This is a genomic window from Rhodoblastus sp., assembly GCF_052145335.1.
GTDB lineage: Bacteria > Pseudomonadota > Alphaproteobacteria > Rhizobiales > Beijerinckiaceae > Rhodoblastus.
Window position 1 is genome coordinate 1 of sequence record NZ_JBKQOU010000370.1, and the last position, 16,934, is coordinate 16,934.

At 61.5% G+C, this 16,934-nt stretch carries 23 protein-coding genes and 1 pseudogene; 15 read left to right on the forward strand and 9 right to left on the reverse strand.

Annotated features, from left to right (window positions below):
- The 3 genes from ACLP2E_RS21890 to ACLP2E_RS21900 form a co-directional block, all read left to right on the forward strand.
- Positions 1-829: TonB-dependent receptor domain-containing protein (locus ACLP2E_RS21890; protein WP_442467117.1), on the forward strand; the 829-nt coding region annotated here is incomplete at its 5' end.
- Positions 830-909: 80 nt separating this feature from the next.
- A complete protein-coding gene (locus tag ACLP2E_RS21895) occupies positions 910-1,551 on the forward strand; it encodes a c-type cytochrome (protein WP_442467118.1) in 642 nt (213 codons plus the stop codon).
- 71 nt (positions 1,552-1,622) lie between these two features.
- On the forward strand, positions 1,623-2,231 hold the full coding sequence (locus tag ACLP2E_RS21900; RefSeq protein WP_442467119.1) for a helix-turn-helix domain-containing protein: 609 nt from the start codon (positions 1,623-1,625) through the stop codon (positions 2,229-2,231).
- Positions 2,232-2,352: 121 nt separating this feature from the next.
- On the opposite strand, the gene tolR is transcribed toward ACLP2E_RS21900, so the two are convergent.
- Genes tolR through ACLP2E_RS21915 form a run of 3 tightly spaced genes read right to left on the reverse strand, consistent with a single transcriptional unit; the run spans position 2,353 to position 4,381 of the window.
- Complete coding sequence (gene tolR / locus ACLP2E_RS21905; RefSeq protein ID WP_442461802.1) at positions 2,353-2,790, reverse strand: protein TolR; 438 nt, start codon at positions 2,788-2,790, stop codon at positions 2,353-2,355.
- On the reverse strand, positions 2,771-3,514 hold the full coding sequence (locus tag ACLP2E_RS21910; protein ID WP_442461803.1) for a MotA/TolQ/ExbB proton channel family protein: 744 nt from the start codon (positions 3,512-3,514) through the stop codon (positions 2,771-2,773). The genes tolR and ACLP2E_RS21910 overlap by 20 nt, the downstream gene beginning before the upstream one ends.
- 60 nt (positions 3,515-3,574) lie before the next feature.
- Entirely contained in the window at positions 3,575-4,381 is an 807-nt protein-coding gene (locus tag ACLP2E_RS21915; protein WP_442467120.1) for an energy transducer TonB, read from the reverse strand.
- A gap of 300 nt (positions 4,382-4,681) precedes the next feature.
- Between ACLP2E_RS21915 and ACLP2E_RS21920 the strand changes: the two genes are divergently transcribed.
- The 3 genes from ACLP2E_RS21920 (at position 4,682) to cysE (ending at position 6,444) form a co-directional block, all read left to right on the forward strand.
- On the forward strand, positions 4,682-5,116 hold the full coding sequence (locus ACLP2E_RS21920; RefSeq protein WP_442461805.1) for an RrF2 family transcriptional regulator: 435 nt from the start codon (positions 4,682-4,684) through the stop codon (positions 5,114-5,116).
- 173 nt (positions 5,117-5,289) lie between these two features.
- Positions 5,290-5,544, forward strand: a complete 255-nt coding sequence (locus tag ACLP2E_RS21925; protein WP_442467121.1) for a hypothetical protein — start codon at positions 5,290-5,292, stop codon at positions 5,542-5,544.
- An 18-nt stretch (positions 5,545-5,562) separates the two neighbouring features.
- A complete protein-coding gene (gene cysE, locus ACLP2E_RS21930) occupies positions 5,563-6,444 on the forward strand; it encodes a serine O-acetyltransferase (protein ID WP_442467122.1) in 882 nt (293 codons plus the stop codon).
- 82 nt (positions 6,445-6,526) lie between these two features.
- On the opposite strand, the gene ACLP2E_RS21935 is transcribed toward cysE, so the two are convergent.
- From ACLP2E_RS21935 to epsC, 5 genes are all read right to left on the reverse strand, one after another.
- Positions 6,527-7,075, reverse strand: coding sequence for an Lrp/AsnC family transcriptional regulator (locus ACLP2E_RS21935; RefSeq protein WP_442467123.1), 549 nt, complete (start codon positions 7,073-7,075; stop codon positions 6,527-6,529).
- Between the two features lie 131 nt (positions 7,076-7,206).
- Positions 7,207-9,237 carry an FAD/NAD(P)-binding protein gene (locus tag ACLP2E_RS21940; protein ID WP_442467124.1) on the reverse strand — a complete coding sequence of 677 codons (2,031 nt, stop codon included), beginning with the start codon at positions 9,235-9,237 and terminating at the stop codon, positions 7,207-7,209.
- A gap of 322 nt (positions 9,238-9,559) precedes the next feature.
- Positions 9,560-9,709 carry a hypothetical protein gene (locus ACLP2E_RS21945; RefSeq protein ID WP_442461810.1) on the reverse strand — a complete coding sequence of 50 codons (150 nt, stop codon included), beginning with the start codon at positions 9,707-9,709 and terminating at the stop codon, positions 9,560-9,562.
- A gap of 13 nt (positions 9,710-9,722) precedes the next feature.
- Positions 9,723-11,195 (reverse strand): putative sulfate exporter family transporter, encoded by a 1,473-nt coding sequence (locus ACLP2E_RS21950; RefSeq protein ID WP_442467125.1) that lies wholly within the window; start codon positions 11,193-11,195, stop codon positions 9,723-9,725.
- 174 nt (positions 11,196-11,369) lie between these two features.
- Entirely contained in the window at positions 11,370-12,317 is a 948-nt protein-coding gene (gene epsC, locus ACLP2E_RS21955; protein WP_442461812.1) for a serine O-acetyltransferase EpsC, read from the reverse strand.
- Positions 12,318-12,693: 376 nt separating this feature from the next.
- Between epsC and ACLP2E_RS21960 the strand changes: the two genes are divergently transcribed.
- Both ACLP2E_RS21960 and ACLP2E_RS21965 read left to right on the forward strand, forming a co-directional pair.
- Complete coding sequence (locus ACLP2E_RS21960; protein ID WP_442461813.1) at positions 12,694-13,119, forward strand: hypothetical protein; 426 nt, start codon at positions 12,694-12,696, stop codon at positions 13,117-13,119.
- 118 nt (positions 13,120-13,237) lie between these two features.
- Positions 13,238-13,408, forward strand: coding sequence for a hypothetical protein (locus tag ACLP2E_RS21965; RefSeq protein ID WP_442461814.1), 171 nt, complete (start codon positions 13,238-13,240; stop codon positions 13,406-13,408).
- Positions 13,409-13,465: 57 nt separating this feature from the next.
- Here ACLP2E_RS21965 and ACLP2E_RS21970 read toward each other — a convergent pair whose 3' ends face one another.
- Positions 13,466-13,669, reverse strand: coding sequence for a hypothetical protein (locus tag ACLP2E_RS21970; RefSeq protein ID WP_442461815.1), 204 nt, complete (start codon positions 13,667-13,669; stop codon positions 13,466-13,468).
- 27 nt (positions 13,670-13,696) lie between these two features.
- On the opposite strand from ACLP2E_RS21970, the gene ACLP2E_RS21975 reads away from it, so the two are divergent.
- From ACLP2E_RS21975 to ACLP2E_RS22005, 7 genes and pseudogenes are all read left to right on the forward strand, one after another.
- On the forward strand, positions 13,697-13,999 hold the full coding sequence (locus tag ACLP2E_RS21975) for a hypothetical protein (RefSeq protein ID WP_442461816.1): 303 nt from the start codon (positions 13,697-13,699) through the stop codon (positions 13,997-13,999).
- Between the two features lie 139 nt (positions 14,000-14,138).
- Positions 14,139-14,879 (forward strand): outer membrane protein, encoded by a 741-nt coding sequence (locus tag ACLP2E_RS21980; protein WP_442467126.1) that lies wholly within the window; start codon positions 14,139-14,141, stop codon positions 14,877-14,879.
- A gap of 100 nt (positions 14,880-14,979) precedes the next feature.
- Positions 14,980-15,216, forward strand: a complete 237-nt coding sequence (locus ACLP2E_RS21985) for a hypothetical protein (protein WP_442461818.1) — start codon at positions 14,980-14,982, stop codon at positions 15,214-15,216.
- A 4-nt stretch (positions 15,217-15,220) separates the two neighbouring features.
- On the forward strand, positions 15,221-15,748 hold the full coding sequence (locus tag ACLP2E_RS21990) for a GlcG/HbpS family heme-binding protein (protein WP_442467127.1): 528 nt from the start codon (positions 15,221-15,223) through the stop codon (positions 15,746-15,748).
- A gap of 252 nt (positions 15,749-16,000) precedes the next feature.
- Positions 16,001-16,345, forward strand: coding sequence for a hypothetical protein (locus ACLP2E_RS21995; protein WP_442461820.1), 345 nt, complete (start codon positions 16,001-16,003; stop codon positions 16,343-16,345).
- Positions 16,345-16,554: a hypothetical protein gene (locus ACLP2E_RS22000; protein ID WP_442467128.1), complete on the forward strand. Its 210-nt coding sequence runs from the start codon at positions 16,345-16,347 to the stop codon at positions 16,552-16,554. The genes ACLP2E_RS21995 and ACLP2E_RS22000 overlap by 1 nt, the downstream gene beginning before the upstream one ends.
- Before the next feature lie 172 nt (positions 16,555-16,726).
- Positions 16,727-16,934, forward strand: a pseudogene (locus ACLP2E_RS22005) (IS66 family transposase); the annotation flags it as partial.

Genomic DNA, 16,934 nt, shown 5'->3' on the forward strand with positions numbered 1-16,934 from the left:
CGCCGCGGATACGGTGGCCGTGCCGGTCTATTACACCAACGCCTCGTTCAACACGGCCAATCAGGTTTATCCCGTCGTCGGCAGTCTGCCGATCATCACCCAGCCGGAAATCTCGATCGATTACGAAGCTGGCTTCAAGTCGAGCTGGCTCGACAACCACCTGATCTTCAACGCCAACGCCTATCTGAACACCATCAACAACTTCCAGGCCACGCTGTCACGATGGTATTCCTATACCGACACCTCCGGCAATCTGAACACGATCAACAAGAGCTACCTCGGCAACATCCCGTCGGTGTACCTGGCCGGCTTCGAATTCGAAGGACGTTATTCGCCCATCGAAAACTTCTGGGTCAATTGGGCCGCAGCCTATAACGGCGCCTGGTACTGGAATTTCCCGGACGCTGCGCCGGCAGCCGATTATGCAGCCGTCTATCCGACCGCGCAGCTCAATCTGTCTCACCAGCGCATTCCCAACGTCACGCCTTACACTTTCGTGATCGGCGTCAATTACGAAACCCACCTCGGCGAATATTTTGGAACGAACCTGAAGGGCTATGTCTACGTCAACGAGGCCTTCAAGAGCACGACCCTCTTCTCGGTCCCCAGCTACACCCTTTACACCCTCCAGCAAGGCTCTTATTCGATCGTCAGCGCCGGCCTGGGCGTCAAGACTCCGGACGACAGATACGATCTGGCGATCTGGGCGAAAAACCTGGGCAATGTGCGGGCGATGACGACCCAGAGCCTGTCCACCAACATCACGCTCGGCGGCGTCAGTTACGTCGATCCGCTGACGATCGGCGCCACCTTGCGCACCCGATTCTGAACTCGAGGCGCGAAAGCCATATCGAAATCCGGCGCCGGTTTTTCCGGCGCCGTTTTGTTTTGAAAACAGGAAAAGCCATCGTGCGGCGCCTATTCCTTCCCATCGGCTTTGTTCTGCTGGCCGCATTCCCGCCCACCCATCCTCTTCACGCGCAAACGACGAATGGCGACGCGGCGCGCGGAAAGATTCTCTCCAAGTCCGAGCAGTGTCAGGAATGCCACGGCGAGACCGGGATCAGCACGTCAGAGCATTATCCTAAGCTCGCCGGCCAATCGGCGGCCTATATCCGCAAACAGCTCGGCGATTTCCATGACGGCGCGCGGAAAAGCGAGATCATGAACGCCATGGCGGCCAATCTATCGCCGCAGGACATCGCCGACATCGCGACTTATTTTTCCTCCGCGCCGCGCTGGAGCGGCGAACAGGACAATTTCAGCGCCGCCGGCCAGAGACTCTTCCTTGCCGGCGATTTCGCGCGTTCAATTCCCGCCTGCGCTTCTTGCCATGGAGAAAAAGAAGCCGGCGCCGACCAGGGCCAGAATCCCGCCCCGGCGATCGGCGGCCAGCACGAATCCTATCTGGCCAACCAGCTTCACGCCTGGAAGGCGGACGATCGCAAAAACAGTCCTGACGACGTGATGAACGATATCGCCAGGCGGCTTTCGGACGCCGAGATCGACGCCCTCGCCCGCTATCTGTCCGGGCTGCGAGCGATGAAATGAGCGTCATAACCGCTTGACGGAATTATATTATTAATTCCATATACTTTATAATCTATAAGGAGCTTTTGACGATGAATGCGAAACATGTCGAGGGGCCGCCCGTCACCGAGCAAGACCTCACATTGGTGATCGCGGCCCGTCTGCGGGCGAAAATCCGGCAGGACGGCGTCACCCTCGAAAAACTGGCGGACTTTACCGGCGTCGAGCCGGATCTGCTCACCGCGGTCGCCGACGGCCAGCGCGCGCCGAGCATCGACGTGCTGTGGAAAATCGCCAACGCTCTCAGCGTGTCCTTCGGCAGCCTGATCGCCACGCCACGTCGCGGCGGCGCCGCGATCATCCGCAAGACCGACGCCAATGTGCTGGCTTCGAGCGATGGCGCCTTCCGCTCACGCGCGCTGACCGCCTTCGGCTTCAAGCCGCGAGTCGAGATTTATGAACTCACCATCGCACCGGGCCATCTGGAAAAATCCCAGGCCCATGCGCCGGGAACGTCGGAAAATATTCTCGTCGTACGCGGCGAGCTGGAAATCGTCAGCGGTCGCGAACCGGCCTATCGGCTCCATCCAGGAGACGCCATCCATTTCGACGCCGACGTGCCGCATTCCTACCGCAGTATCGGCGACGAAGAAGTTTTGGCGCATCTGGTCCTCGCTTACGAAGACATTCGCGACTCCTGAAGCGTATCAGCCAACGCCCGAGCCCCGATCCGACGGATCGGGGCTCGCACGGTTCGCGCAAAGGAAAAGCCGGAGACCCCCGCCTCCGGCTTCCCTGCGCTTTCGCCCTCGATGGCGCCAGTCACTTGATCGTCGACTGACCCGGCGCCTCGGCGACGAGCGCAACCTTGGTGAATCCGGCGCTGTTGATCAGCCCCATCACTTCCATCACCTTGCCGTAATTGATGTTGCGGTCGCCGCGCACATGAATGCGCCGCTCCTTGTCGTTTTCGCTATTCGACGTCAGCGTCGGCAAGAGCTGATCGCTGTCGATTGCAGTCTGGTCGACGAAAAACGAACCGGCGGAATCGATGCTGACGACGATCGGCGGCTTCTGGTCGTTGATCTGTTTCGCCTGGACTTTCGGCAGATCGACCGGCACGCCCACCGCCATCAAGGGGGCGGCGACCATGAACACGATCAGCAGAACCAGCATCACATCGACCAGAGGCGTCACATTCATGTCGGCCATCGGCGGGACATCGGATCCTGAATCCTGATTACGCAACGCGAAGGCCATTGCGCTCTCCTTTCTTGGACAATTGGCGCGACAATTCGATTTCGAACACGCCGATGAAACTGGCGACCTTCTTGCCGTAATTGGTGATGTCCGTGCCGATGCGATTGTAGAAAATCACCGCCGGAATCGCCGCGACGAGGCCGAGCGCCGTGGCGAACAATGCCTCGGCGATGCCCGGCGCGACCACAGCCAGGCTGGTGTTGTTGGACGCCGCAATGCCCTGGAACGAGTTCATGATGCCCCATACCGTGCCGAACAGGCCGACGAAGGGCGAGACGGCGCCAATGGTCGCCAGACTGCCGAGCCGCGACTGCAGATGGCCGATGGCCGAGGCGCTGGCGAGATTGGCGGCGCGATGAACCCGCTCCTGCACGGCGTCACGCTGCGATTCGGTGGCGACCAGATCGGCCGAACGGGCATATTCGTCGACGGCGGCCCGATAGACCTGGACCAGAGGATCGCTGGACGTGGTCTGGGCGAAATCGGGCGCCAGATGGGCCAGCGGCAATTCCTTCTGAATGCTGGCGATCAGCCGGCCGGCGCGCGAATTGAGCACTTTTAAACGGATTTCCTTGTCGAGAATGACCGCCCAGCCCCAGGCCGAAGCCAGGACCAGCAGCCCCATCACCACTTTGACGACTATGTCCGCCTGAAGAAAAAGATCTACCGGGGAAAGGCCATGGACCGCGGCGGCGGCAGCGGTTGTAATTATCGGATCGCTCATATCGAATCCTTGTCTTGAGGTTTGGGGCGGACCGGAGAGCGACCCCGGCCCGAGTTAAAATCATTGATAGGCGAAGGTGATCACGCCCGAGAGCGCCGCGGCGCGCCCGGGGGCGTCCACCGTTCCGATTCTTCCGCCCAATCGCTGCGCCACGGCGTCGAAGGCGGCGTTGCCGGACGGCGTGATGGAGAAGGAAGTGACGTGTCCGGAGGCGTCGACCATCACTCGATAGGAAATGCGGGCCGAGCGTGGTTTCTGCGATTCCGGGTAGGCATTGGCGGCGGCGCGCGCCAGCCGCATATGGATCTGGTTGGCTATGGCCGAGGGAGTGGCGCCGGCGGGCACGGGCGCGGTGCGGACGGGCGCGGCGGCGGCGACCGGATGCGAGGGCGCCGCTACCTGGCGTTCCGGCGCCCTCGCAACGGGTTTGGGCTTCGGTTTGGGCGGCAAGACGGGTTTGGGCTTCGGTTTGGGCGGCAAGACGGGCTTGGGCTTCGGCGGCTCGACCGGCGCCACCGCCGGCTCGATGGCTTTCGGCGGCGGCGGAGGCTCCACGACCTGCGGTTCCGGCGGCTTCACCGCCTCAGGCTCCGGCGGCTTAGGCTGTTCGACTATAGGCGGCGAGGTGGGCTGCTCCATCACCAGTTCCATCGGCTCTTCCGGCGGCGCTAGCTGCGGCTTGGCTTGATAGTTCAAGCCGGCGGCCAGGATCAGCGCATAGACGCCAACGGCGACGGCTTCGGCGAGATAGTTTTGGCGGGCGGGTTTGAGCGCCAGCAGATTCTGGGCGCCGGCGAGAGCCGAAAAGACGCCCTTTTCGGAATGAGCCGGACCGGCCAGAAGTGCGGGCGCGAATGCTGAAGTCATCGCAGGACCTATCGGTGAGGCGGTATGGTTTCATAGTCTATATATTCTATAGGATTTAAAGGCAAGGTTTTTGCCGGCGGTTTTTGCGCAAGGTCGAACGAAGCCGGCGAAAAGCTGGCGCGCCCGCTTGGGCAAAGGCCCTTTTCGGCCTCAACGTGGCCTGTATAGAGCAAAACATTTCGCTTCCACGGCGAATAGTGGAAAATCCGACACCGCGTGCTTAACTCTCCAGAAAATGTCCTGTAAACAAATTGGACGCGATGAGAACAAGACAAACCCCTAACTCCGATCTGGAACCCCATGTTATCCAACAAAGCAAAATATGGATTGAAGGCCCTGATTCACCTCGCAGGACACGATGGCGTCAGCCTCGCCGCGACCATCGCCGAGGAAAACCACATCCCGCGCAAATTTCTCGACGCCATCCTGCTCGAACTGACCAAAGCGGGCATTCTCGCCAGCAAGAAAGGCAAGGGCGGAGGTTATCAACTGGCGCGTCCGGCCGACGCCATTACGGCGGGCCAGATCATCCGCATTCTGGACGGGCCGCTCGCCCCGATCGCCTGCGCCAGCCGCACAGCCTATCGCCCCTGCCCCGATTGCCCGGACGAAAACGCCTGCTCCGTGCGCGAGGTCATGCTCGACGTGCGCGATTCCATATCGCTGATTCTGGACCGCACCTCCATCGCCGCCATGCGGGCGCGCGGCCAAAGGGGCGCGGCGCCGCTGCGTTGAATGACACCGCTATTTTCGCCGGACAGCCCTTTTTCGTGTCCAGAGCGCTGCACCCCGCTGGCGCAGCTTTTTAATTGACTATTTCCATGGACAATATATTTATGCCTTAAGACAGGAAGATTCTTCTCCGCAAAGGGAGCGGCTCCGCCCAAAAAGGCGCCGCGACGCGAAACATGACTCACCCCTACGTCATCCAGATCGCCGGGCGCATCGTCGCCCGCGACCACGCCGGCCAGGCCTTTCATTTCTTCGCGTCAAATAGCCTTTTCCGCCCATCGGAAGGCGTCGCCATTTCCCGAACCGCTTCTCGCCGAACGCGCCGCCCGGCAGATCCACAACAAGGTTGTTTTCATTCGGCGCCGCAAGCCGCGACCGACGCCGTCGAACTCGGCGCAAGACGAAATCCGCCTTCCGGCCATGGCTTTTGAAGGTGAAGGTCGCAATCGATGTCGCCGAAACCCCGCCATCTGACTTTGATCGCCGCCACGAGAAAGCCGGAGAACGAACGTCATCCGTCCGCACAAAGTGATCCGCTGTGGCGCAAATTGTGTGAAGAGGCCGAAGACGCCTTCGAGCGCGAGCCCAATCTCGCCAGAATTTTGCGCGAGACCATTCTGGATCGCGACAATCTGGAAGACGCCATCGTCCATCGCGTCGCCGGCCGGTTGGGCAATGATTTCGTTTCGTCCGCGCAGATCGTCGCCGCTTTCGGCCATGCCCTGACGGAAGACCCCGAAATTGCAGAAGCCTTTCGCGCCGACATCGCCGCCGTCATCGACCGCGACCCGGCCTGCGACCGCTTCATCGAGCCCTTCCTTTATTTCAAGGGCTATCACGCCATCCAGACCCATCGCCTGGCGCATTGGCTGTGGCGCGAAAATAGGACCGACTTCGCCCTTTATCTGCAAAGCCGCTCCTCGGATGTTTTCCAGACCGACATTCATCCGGCGGCGCGCATCGGCAAGGGCGTATTTCTCGATCACGCCACCGGCTTCGTCGTCGGCGCCACGGCGACCATCGACGATGACGTCTCCATTTTGCAAAACGTCACCCTTGGCGGCACCGGCAAGGAAAGCGGCGATCGTCATCCCAAAGTGAGGCGCGGCGTGATGATCGGCGCCGGCGCGAAAATTCTCGGCAATATCGAGATTGGGGAATATTCACGGGTCGCCGCGGGATCAGTGGTGCTCCATGCCGTTCCAGCCCATACCACGGTCGCCGGCGTTCCAGCGAAAATTGTCAGCGTCTCGCTAAAGAGCGAGCCTTATCGCGACATGGATCAGATTCTGGGCCAACTCGCCTACGATTCCTTCACCTATAATATTTGACTCCTCGCCTTTCGAAAATGCCTTCGCCCCGCCGCGGTCATTACGCCGCGGCGGGGCGAAGTGTTTCTAAAGCCTGGTGTGATCAAACGGTGCGCAAGGCGACGAGACGCGGCGGCGAGCTCGCCGGCGCGCGCTCGCTGCTAAAACCCTTGCCGCCTTCGTCTTCCTCCGCGCGGGTCAGGTGCAGGGGCAGCGCGGTCGTCGATTTGATTTTTTGCAACACGAAATGCGACGAAACGCTGCGCAGCGGCACGATGGCGGTCAGGCGCTTGTAAAAGGCGTCATAGGCGGCGATGTCGGGCGCGACGACGCGCAGCACATAGTCGATCTCACCGGCCAGCCGGCTGAATTCCATGACTTCCGGCATGGCGGAGACGGCGCGGACAAAATTTTCCAGCGAATCGGCGGAATGGTCGCCGGCCTGAATGGCGATATGGACGCTCAGGCCAATCCCGACCTTTTGCGGCGCGACGATCGCCACGCGCTTCTGCACCACTCCCGTCGCTTCGAGCTTTTGAATCCGCTTCCAGCACGGGGTCGGCGAAAGTCCAACTCGCGAGGCGACGTCAGCCACGGTCACGGAAGCGTCCTCCTGCAGGATTTCCAGAATGTGCAGATCGATCCGGTCCATGGCGCTGGCTTCCCCGGCGCCGGCGATTTACCGCAGGCGCACTCAGTTCATTTAGACTATAAAGATTATAGACTAAATCAATAAAGATCAAGCGCTCTCCCTGGCGAGCCGAGCCCGGGGGAGCGCCCAACTTATCCTTCGAGCGCCGCTTCCGCCGGTTGTTTCGGCTCGAAGACCTGACGAGAGGAAACGGCCCGGGCCTCTTTCGCCTCGGCCAGGAGCCGGACGATCCCTTCGGCCGCCGCCGACGCCTGCTCGCGCAGTTCCGGCGCCGCGATGCTTTCCCACAGCGAGGCCTTGCGCAAGGTGCCTACCACAAACATGTCCTGCACCCTTTTCCCGTCACCGGCGATCGCCGCGCCGTCGGGCGCCGTCTCGACGCCAAGCGCCAACTCATCCACCCGCAGCCTGTCGTGCACGAGCAGCGAAGCGATCACAGGATTGGCCTCGGCATTGTTTGACGGCGTCGGGCCAGTGCAATTGATCAGCCAACCCGCCTCGAGCTCGAGCCGCCGCCGGCTGCCGTGCAATCGAACGCTTGCGCGAAGGTCGCCGCCATCGGCGTGGACCGCGACGACCTGGCCGGCGATCACACGCACCTCGCCCCGCTCGATCATGGCGAAAAATCGCGCGGCGATCGAAGGCGCCAAGCGGTGACGGTGAACCTCCCAGAACGGACGCAGATGACGCAGAAAACGCCGGCGCTCCTTGCTCGTCATCGCCTGCCAGAGTTTCGCCGTATGCGGCCGCAGTCCGTCGACGAGGCGGCGCCAGTCGCATTCCGGCTCGGCCCGCGCCTTTCGCCGCAAGGCGACCAGCAGGGCTAGCGGCCGCAAACCGCCCGGCGCCGCGAGCAACTCCTCGACCAAGGCAGTGAGATCGGCCGGCCGAATTTCCTGCGCCGCATGGGCCAACGGATGCAGTCCGTAGCGCGAGACGAGCGTGATCGGCGCGGAGCGCGGTTGCGCCGAAAGCGACAACACCACATCCACCGCCGTCAAGCCGCTACCGATCGCGATTACCGGTTCGTCCGACTGCACGACATTCATGGCGAAGGGCCGCCAGGGATCAGCGATGAGGCGGGTTGTCGGGCCTTGCCAATTCTCGCCGATCGGATCGGCGGGCGGGCGATGGCCCAAGGCGAGAACCACAGCCGCCGCGCAAAGCGAAGCATCGCGCTCCAGATGAATCATCCAGCCGCCGCCTGGACGCCGCGCGACGCGGCGCGCCTCATCGTAAACCACCGAGAATTTCAGTCTTTCGCCGGCCTCGCGCGCGGCCATGCGCAAAGAGTCGCGAATGTAATCGCCATACCATTCGCGCGGCAAAAAATCATAAGGCCCAACGCGCGAGTCGCGGCCTTGCGCCCAATGCAAGAAATCGCCCGGCCGATCCGGCCAGGCGCTCATACGTTGCGCGGGCACGTTGAGGAGATGCGTCGGCTCGCGCGTCGCATAGGCGACCCCTTCGCCGACCGCGCCGCGCCTTTCGACCAGGGTCACATTGAGCCCCACGCCGGCGCGCGAGGCGCGACGCAGAAGCTGCGCCGCCGTCATCGCGCCGGAAAAGCCGCCGCCGACGATCACCACGGTCGGGTTTTCCCTGGGCTCGGACGCTGGCTTGAAAACAGTGTCGGGTCGCACGACGAACCGACGGAAATCGCGCAATTTCGGCGCATAGGCGTGAACCGTGACGAGCGCATCGAGGACGCTGGCGTTGCGCACGGAATGAACGCCGGCGTCCTGGAAGGCTGCAACGCCGCTGGTCTCCAACTTCGTCTCGTAATCGAAATCGGCATAGCCGTCCGCCCCGAGGCGATAACAGCCTTCCATCGCCGCGCCCTGCACCACCTTCAGCACGCAGACCGACCCGCTGTGATCGTGAGGCGGGCTCGCTTGTCCGGGCAACCATGTCATCACCAGCAATTCGTATGATTCGCGCACCGCCACGGCGGCGCGATTATAGGAGCGGGAATTGCTGCGAACATAGGGCGCGACGTCGGCCAGCGTCAGATCGACGCCCTGCATCACCCTCGCCATGTCGAGTAGCGTTGGGTGCGCGCCCAGCGCGTCAAGACGCGATACGAGAGCCAGCAGACCTCCGGCCGGAGCGGGCGCTGTCGACGAAAGACGTTCATTTTCAACCGTAACAGATGGGGGCATGGTCAGGCTTTCCCTCTGGTGATCGCGCCAGGGTGCGGCCCCAAGCGGCGCAAAAAATATCTGTATCTACATTGTATATGGAAATAATAAGCTATTAAGTGGGCGAAGGAAACAAAAATTGTCCCCCTGTCACCCGGCCGGGCGGCGACAGGCGTGGCGGTCCCCACCACCTGGGACAGCCGTCAGGCGTCAAGTTAAATGGGGGCGCTCGGTTTTTCAGACCGCAAGGGCGACGGGTCGCGAGGTTCGTCGAGCCGGTCTCGGATGGCGCCAAAGCCGATCGCCAGCGACCGGCCGCGCTTATGGGCTACTGATCCGGAGGTCAGGCGACCGGAAAATAATGGCTGAGCAGCAGCAGGAGGGCGAGCAGGACAAGTCCCGTCCCCAAACTCCAGCCGATCAGTTTTTTCTCGATCGGCAGCAGCGGCTCGACGGCATTGTTGATTTCCGCCTTCAGATTTTCTTGTGACATTTGCTTGTGCTCCTTAGCCGACGAGAGGCGGTTTGACGCCGGAGAAAAACAGCCAGGAAATCAAAAGCCCGACCCAGATGACGAAGCCGAACAGCGAGACGAAATAGACCGCCGCCAGTTTGCCGAGTCCGTCCTCCCACAATTTGCGGAAATTCGACAGCACGCCGATCGAGAAGAAGGTGAGGATGAAGAAAATCACCCTGAACACGTTGGCCTGCCCGATGGCGGCGGTGAGTCTTGGGAGGCTTTGCGCATCGCTGTGCAGCGCCAGCGTCAGTCCGATGGCGAAAGTCGCGATAAAGCCGAGGATGAATTTTGGAAAGCGCTGCCAGATTTCGGAAATCTTGGCCTTTTCACCGCCCGCCGCGACGTTGACGTGATTGGTCCAGACATAGGCGAGAATGAAGGCCCAAACGCCGATAAACACGTCGATGAAGACTTTCACCGTCGCCGTGGTCGCCAATATCCAGCCGGGCTGGTAATTTATGCCTTCCGCCGCGTTTTTGGCGACGATCAGCGCATCGGTGATGCCGCCGGCGGCGACCGCCGCGCCGTCGGTCTTCACCGCCAGCCCGAGCCAGGCGGCGGCCACCAGCGGCTCATGCGACAGGAAGATCTGCGCGACGAAGGGCAGCACCAGCACTTCGATCACCGCGAAAACCACCACCAGCGACGACACCAGCACCGCCACCTGCGGCCGGGCGCGAATGGCGCCGCCGGTCGAAATCGCCGCCGCGACGCCGCAGATCGAAATGCCGGAGGCGAGCGGCGCCGCCCATTCGCGCGAAAAGCCGAAATATTTTCTCGCGACGAAATAGACCACCGACCAATAGATCAAATAGGCCTCGACGATGGCCGCCAGACCGCGCAGCAGCAGCGACGACGCCAGCGTGAGTTTTCCAGCCGCCGTCACCGCGATGAAGGCGCCGAGAATGACGATGGCGATCTTGATATAAAGCTCAGGCCGGATCGCCTCCTTGAGCCAGTCGGCGAAACGCGGGAAGAAATTGGCGATGATCAGGCCTGCCACCAGAGCGATGAGGAAGCCGCCCTCGTTGGTCAGTTTCAACGACCAGCTGAGGCCGAATTTCGCCTGGTCAGCCGGCGTCACCACCGCGAGACTGGCGTAGGAGCCGAGGATCCAGCTGGCGTAGGAGAGAGCGAAGACCACGGCGAAGGCCGGGATGAATTTTTTCACATCGGCGCCAAGCGCGACGGCGCCGACCGAGAGGACCGTGAGAAGAGCGAAAAAGGAGACCGCCAGCGCGCCGGCGCCGCCGAGCGACGAATAGGCTTTGGCGGCCGGCGCCAGAGCCTTGGAAAAATCGGTCCACACCGAAGTCGTCACCGCCCAGCCGAGCAGATCGACGCCCAGGAAAGACCCGACCGCTAAAGCGAAGACCAGAAGGCCCAGCACGACGGCGAGCCAATCCTCGGTCAGAGAAGGCTGCGACGCGGTCGTCCGCGACAAGATTGCTTCCGTCATTTTGTCCTCTTTTGTCGGAAAAACTTAACGCCAAGAATCGGCGCGAGCGTTCGTCAAGTCAAATAGATTGTTCTTTTTAAAGAACGCTCGAGCAGGAAGTTTTTTTCGCTCCCCGAGGCTTCGGTCAGAAAAAATCTCCCCGCCGCCGCGCAAGTCGCGCCGAGCGTCGCTGCTTCAGATTCCGCCGCCATTGTCGAAGGAGTCGCTACGTTCCCTCGCCTGGGTGATATTGCTGCCGGGCGGCACGCTATGCGTCAGCCAGACGCTGCCCCCGATGGTCGACCCGCGCCCGATGGTGATCCTGCCGAGAATCGTCGCGCCCGCATAGATCACCACGTCGTCCTCTACGGTGGGATGACGCGCCTGGCCTTTGACCAAGCCGCCGTTCGCCGCCATTTCAAACCTTTTGGCGCCGAGCGTGACGGCCTGGTAGACGCGGACGTTGCGGCCGATCACCGCCGTCTCGCCGATGACGACTCCCGTGCCGTGGTCGATAAAAAAGCTTTCGCCAATTCGCGCGCCCGGATGGATGTCGATCGCCGTCTGCGAATGGGCGGCCTCCGCAATGATCCGCGCCAGCATCGGCACGCCCAGAAGATAAAGCTGGTGCGCCAGCCGATGGCGAATCATCGCGCTGACGCCGGGGTAGCAGAAGACCACCTCGTCGAGGCTTTTCGCCGCGGGATCGCCATCGAACGCGGCGCGAATGTCGGTGTCGAGCAAGGCGCGCACATTGGGCAGGCTGGCGGCGAATTCTCTGACGATTTCCAACGATTGCGGCCCACGCTCGTCGGGAGCGAGATCCGTTCGGGCGTCGTGGAGATGAAGCTCCCGCCGCACCTGCTCCTGCAAGGAACGCAAGGTCGCCGAGAGCGTATAAAGCAGGTAGCCGTCGGTGCATTCGACCGTCAATTCCGAGGGGCCGAAATGTCTTGGATAGAGCGCGGCGGCCAGCCCATCGACGATCAGCGTCATCGCTTCGCGTGAAGGAAGCTCGGGCAGGCGCCCCTCGCGGTAGCGGCGTTTCTGCGAGGCGGCGCGCAGCTTGCGCAGGTCGGCGACGATTTCGCCGAGATTCAGATAGGCGTCGAGACCGGCGCTTTGCTTGAGTGACACGTTCATGCCGCGATCCCCTGGCTTCATCCAGCTCTTGCAAACCCTTCGACGAAAGTGCCGGCGGGAGCGCCAGGCGCGACCCTTTCGAGGCAGAATCGCCAGCGCCCATTCCGACAGGTGACTGCGTCTCCAGCCAGGAAACCGCCAGCGCCCCCTTCAGGCCATCCAAGCCAGTAATTAAGCGAATCCATAGATATTGTAAAGAATGACTGCAAGGCAAGCATGACATTGGATAAATTGCTTCAGGCGCCAGTTGAGGCCTGAAGTCAAATCGCCGCATGGTTTTTTCGGCGCACCGCCCTTTAATCCTATTAAATTAATCGTATTATGATTTCCTGACGCGGCGAAACCTGCGCCTGCCTCTAAAATAGGGAAGATGAAGATGAGCAGCGAATGGGACTATCAGATTCGAATCGTTCTGGCCGACGCCTATGCCGCGATCGCCCACGACAGGCCAAATGACCCGGCGCTCAAACCGATTGCCGATATTTTGGCCCGCCACGGCGCCGGCCTGCAAAACCAATTCGTCGCCTTTTCATCTTACGTCGAGGAAGCGGAACAACAGGGCCTGCAGGATTTTCCGCTCTACAAGTGGACCAAGGCGACCATCGAAGACCCCGTGAAAAAGGCCAAGCACCTGAAAATTTTCGCGCTCCGCGTCGACGGGGAGGAAGTTTACCCCAAGGCCAAAGCCGAAGCGCTGGAAGCGGATTTGCTCCCCCTGGTCGGGGGCGGAATCATCGAGAAACTGTCGAAATACGACGCCAATCCCGAAAACAACCCGCAGGCGCCGGCGCATTTGCGCTGAACGAGCCCCCGATGAGAGCCTTTGCCCTGTTGGGAATCATACTCGCGCTTGCGATCGGCGCCCGGGCCGCGGCGGTGGAGGAGAGCTTGATCAAGTCGTTCCGACCGGCAAACTGCGGGTGGGCGTCGCCTATGCTCCCGCGCTCACCCCGATTTTCGTCGTCAAGGACGCAGGCGGCGAGGTTCGCGGCGTTCCCCGCGATCTAGGCGAGGCGCTGGCCAAAGCGCTGCGCGTTCCCGCCGCATTTTTCGCTGCGGCGACAACCGCTGAAGTGGCGGACGATCCTTGACTCCGGCGCTATCGACATTGGCTTCATCAGCCCGCCCTATTTTTTCATCGACTGCACCTATCTAGCCGCCGGTCCCTCGAACATCGCGACCATTGCCGATGTCGACCAGCCAGAGGTTACCGTTGTCGGAATCGCCGGATCCGCCACCATGCAGGCCGCCGCCCGCAGCCTGAGGACCGCGAAGGTCGTGACGGCGAAATCCGTCGATGAAGCCATGGCGATGATGAAGGCCAGACCGCGCAGGCCTTCGCGCTGACCCATGACGCCCTTCCAGCCCTGCAGAAACACTTGCCAGGTTCGCGCATCCTCGATGGCGCGTACCAGACCATCGGAGTCGCCATCGCCGTTCGCAAGGATCGCCCGGACGCGCTCGCCTACCTCGCGGATTTCATCGAGAAAGCCAAGGCTGACGGCGCCATTCGACGCGCCTTCGACGCCGCCGGCTTAGATCAGCTGCTGGCGCTCCGTAGTCTGGACGACAGACAGGGCGACGATCAAGGAAGCCGCTTCGCTGTGGCGCCGACGCCACGTCAGGGCGCCATTCCCCGAAAAGAGGGAAAACAGGGCTTGCTTATAATAATATATATTTGATAGGATTAATATGGTTGCAATCGGGCGCCGGGCGTGGATCGAACCCCGGAAGGAACGTGAGCAGCCGCTCCGAAAGGGCCGGCTTTCACGAAAAGAGGGGCCTTTTTTAAACGTTGGATTGAAAACGGGACCACAAACAATGCGTAAGCTCACCCTGTCCATCCTCGCTTTCACGGCTTTGACCGGCGCGGCTTTTGCCGCCGATCTGCCGGCCCAGAAAGCCCCGATCCTGCTGCCGGAGGCCGCCCCCAACTGGACCGGCGTCTATGCCGGCGTTCAGCTCGGCGGCGCCTTCGGCACTACCAATCTTTCCGTTCCCACCCCCGCCTTCAATGAGAGCTGGGGCAACAACGGCGTCATCGGCGGCGCGCATATTGGCTATAATTACCAGATCAATACCGTGGTTCTCGGCGTCGAAAGCTCCTTCGACCTCCTGAGCGTCCAGGGCAGCGAAGCCAACAACATCGCTTTCCCGCCGAACGCCTTCAACGGCAGCTCCTACCATAACTATCTCGTCTCGATCGACGGTCGCCTGGGCTATGCTTACAAGAACCTACTGTTCTACGGCATCGGTGGTTATGCATTCCTCTCCAACAACAGCGCCCTGACCCTCAATGGAATCCAGATCGGCGCGGTTTCGAACACCGTCAATGGATATGACGTCGGCGGCGGCATTGAATATGCGATCAACGACAGATGGTCCGCCCGAGCGGAATATCGCTATTACAATTTCCAAAGCAACACGAACAATTTTGAGACATCGAACAAGATCTTCAGCAACCATGTCTTCACGCAAAGCGCGAACTCCAACGTCTTCCGGGTCGGCCTCTCGTATAAATTCGGCGAACCCGCGCCGGTCGTGGTCTCCGCGAAAAACTGACCGCGCGACGATTGGGAGCGCGAGCCTGGAAACACCTTCCATCTTCCGTTGAAAGACAAATGACGAATCACCCCATGTGGCCGAACCGCTAGGACCATCGATGACCGCAGCCCAGATCAGTGAAATCGGCGCCAACGCCTCGGGATTTCTGATGCAGGAAAGCGACGGCTTCCGCTTCCTTGCGGTGAAGAACCCGTTCCTCCCGCTGGACGGCCGCATGTTCGAAAGCCAAGAGGCGGCCCTGCGCGCCATCGCCTCATCGCTTTTTGAGGATTCGCCGTCATCGACGTTCCGAGCAGAACAATCCTCTCCCCTTCAGCAACCTTGGAGAAAGTAGAAAAATGAAAAAGCTTAACGCGTCCATCCTGTTCTTCCTCGCTTCCGCCGGCGCCGCTTTGGCGCAGGGCGCGCCCGCGCCGGCCGGGGCGCCGCAGAACCCGCCGCCGCCGCCCGCGCGCGGGCCGGCGCTCGATCTGGCGATCGAAGCCGCGCAGTCGGCGCTGGAAGCCGCCAAGGCTGGCGACCAGAAGATCGCCGTAAGCGTGATCGATTCCGCCGGCGTGCTGAAGGCCGTGCTGGTCTCCGACGGAACCGGGCCGCGCGCCGTGCAGAACAGCAATTTCAAGGCGCAGGCGGCGCTCGCCTTCAAGGAGCCCTCGGGGCAACTGGCGGAAGAGGTCAAGAGCAACAAGGAACTGGCCGACAAGATCGCCGCCAACCCGAACTATCTCGCCCGCGCCGGGGCCGTTCTCATCAAGGTCAATGACGAGGTGATCGGCGTGATCGGTGTCGGCGGTGCGCGCGGCTCCGACAAGGACGAAGCCTATGCCAAGGCCGGACTGGAAAAAATTCAGACTCGGTTGAAATAGGCTGGACAGTTTGATTTAGTTCCATGACCCGCCCTTATGGCTCGACACACACCATGCCAGCCCTCGACGGATTGCGTGGCCTAGCGGTGCTAGTCGTCATCATCTCCCACTTCTCCGATGAGTCCGATCTGCGGGGTGGTCTACTTTGGCCTGCTGCCGGTTTTGTGGACACGGAGAAAGGTTCTTTGATGGGACCGGCGGTGGTTCATGGCGAGACGGCATTTCAGTCGAACTCCAGGATCCTGCACGCTGATGGTCATATACGCGCACGACAATTTCGAACAGATCGCTGCGGCCATCAACATAGAGGTCGACGAAATTGAGGAGCATGCGAAGCTGTTTGAAGCGGCGGCCCTTTGGCATCGGCTGGGTTGCGCTTCGCCTGACCGTCCTGCTCCATCCATCTTGCGCCGGAAGCTCGATCGAATCGCGAAGAACGCTCGCCGGCTATTGGAGAGCCTGGGCGTCGTCGACCTTGATGAGGCGGTTAATGGCCCTGGCGATCCGCAAATTCTCGACGCCCTGATTTTGGTGGGCGAGAGCGATGCGACGCCGGTCATGGAAGCGACACAACGAACGCCCGGTTGGCAGTGCTGATGGAGGCCGCCGCAGCAGCGGCCGAATTGAAGCGCCGCGCAGAGAAGGCGGCGGCTGAGGTCGCCGAGGTCGGGAAGTTGACCGTGGCGGAAGGCAATCGCGGCGATAGAGCGATCAACGACTGGGCAGCTGCGATGATGAGCGTCTATCGCGACATTACCGACCAAGGAGCCCACAACGTCCGTCGGCGGCCCCAACCGACCCGATGAGGGGATTGCCGGGGGCCCCCTCATTCGCTTCCTGACTGCGGCGGGCGGGCCATTGCAATTGGAATTTTCTGAAGACGCCTGGCGCGGCCGGGTGCGCACAGTGCTAAAAGGCGCGCCTCGCTGCAGGATTGACAACGATTTGGCCATGCAAGGTCCGTCTGCCGAGTCAGGTAAGCGTTGGGCAGCCTTCACGCTTTTTCTGAACGATGGCTGTGTTTGCCTTTCCAACAATGCCGCCGAGCGTGGCCTGCGCGGCATCGCCCGAGGAAGAAAGTCGTGGCTGTTCTGCGGTTCGGATCGTGGGGGCGAGCGCGCAGCGGCGATGTACAGCCTCATTATCACGTGCAAGATGAACGGCGTCGACCCGCAGGCCTGGCTGG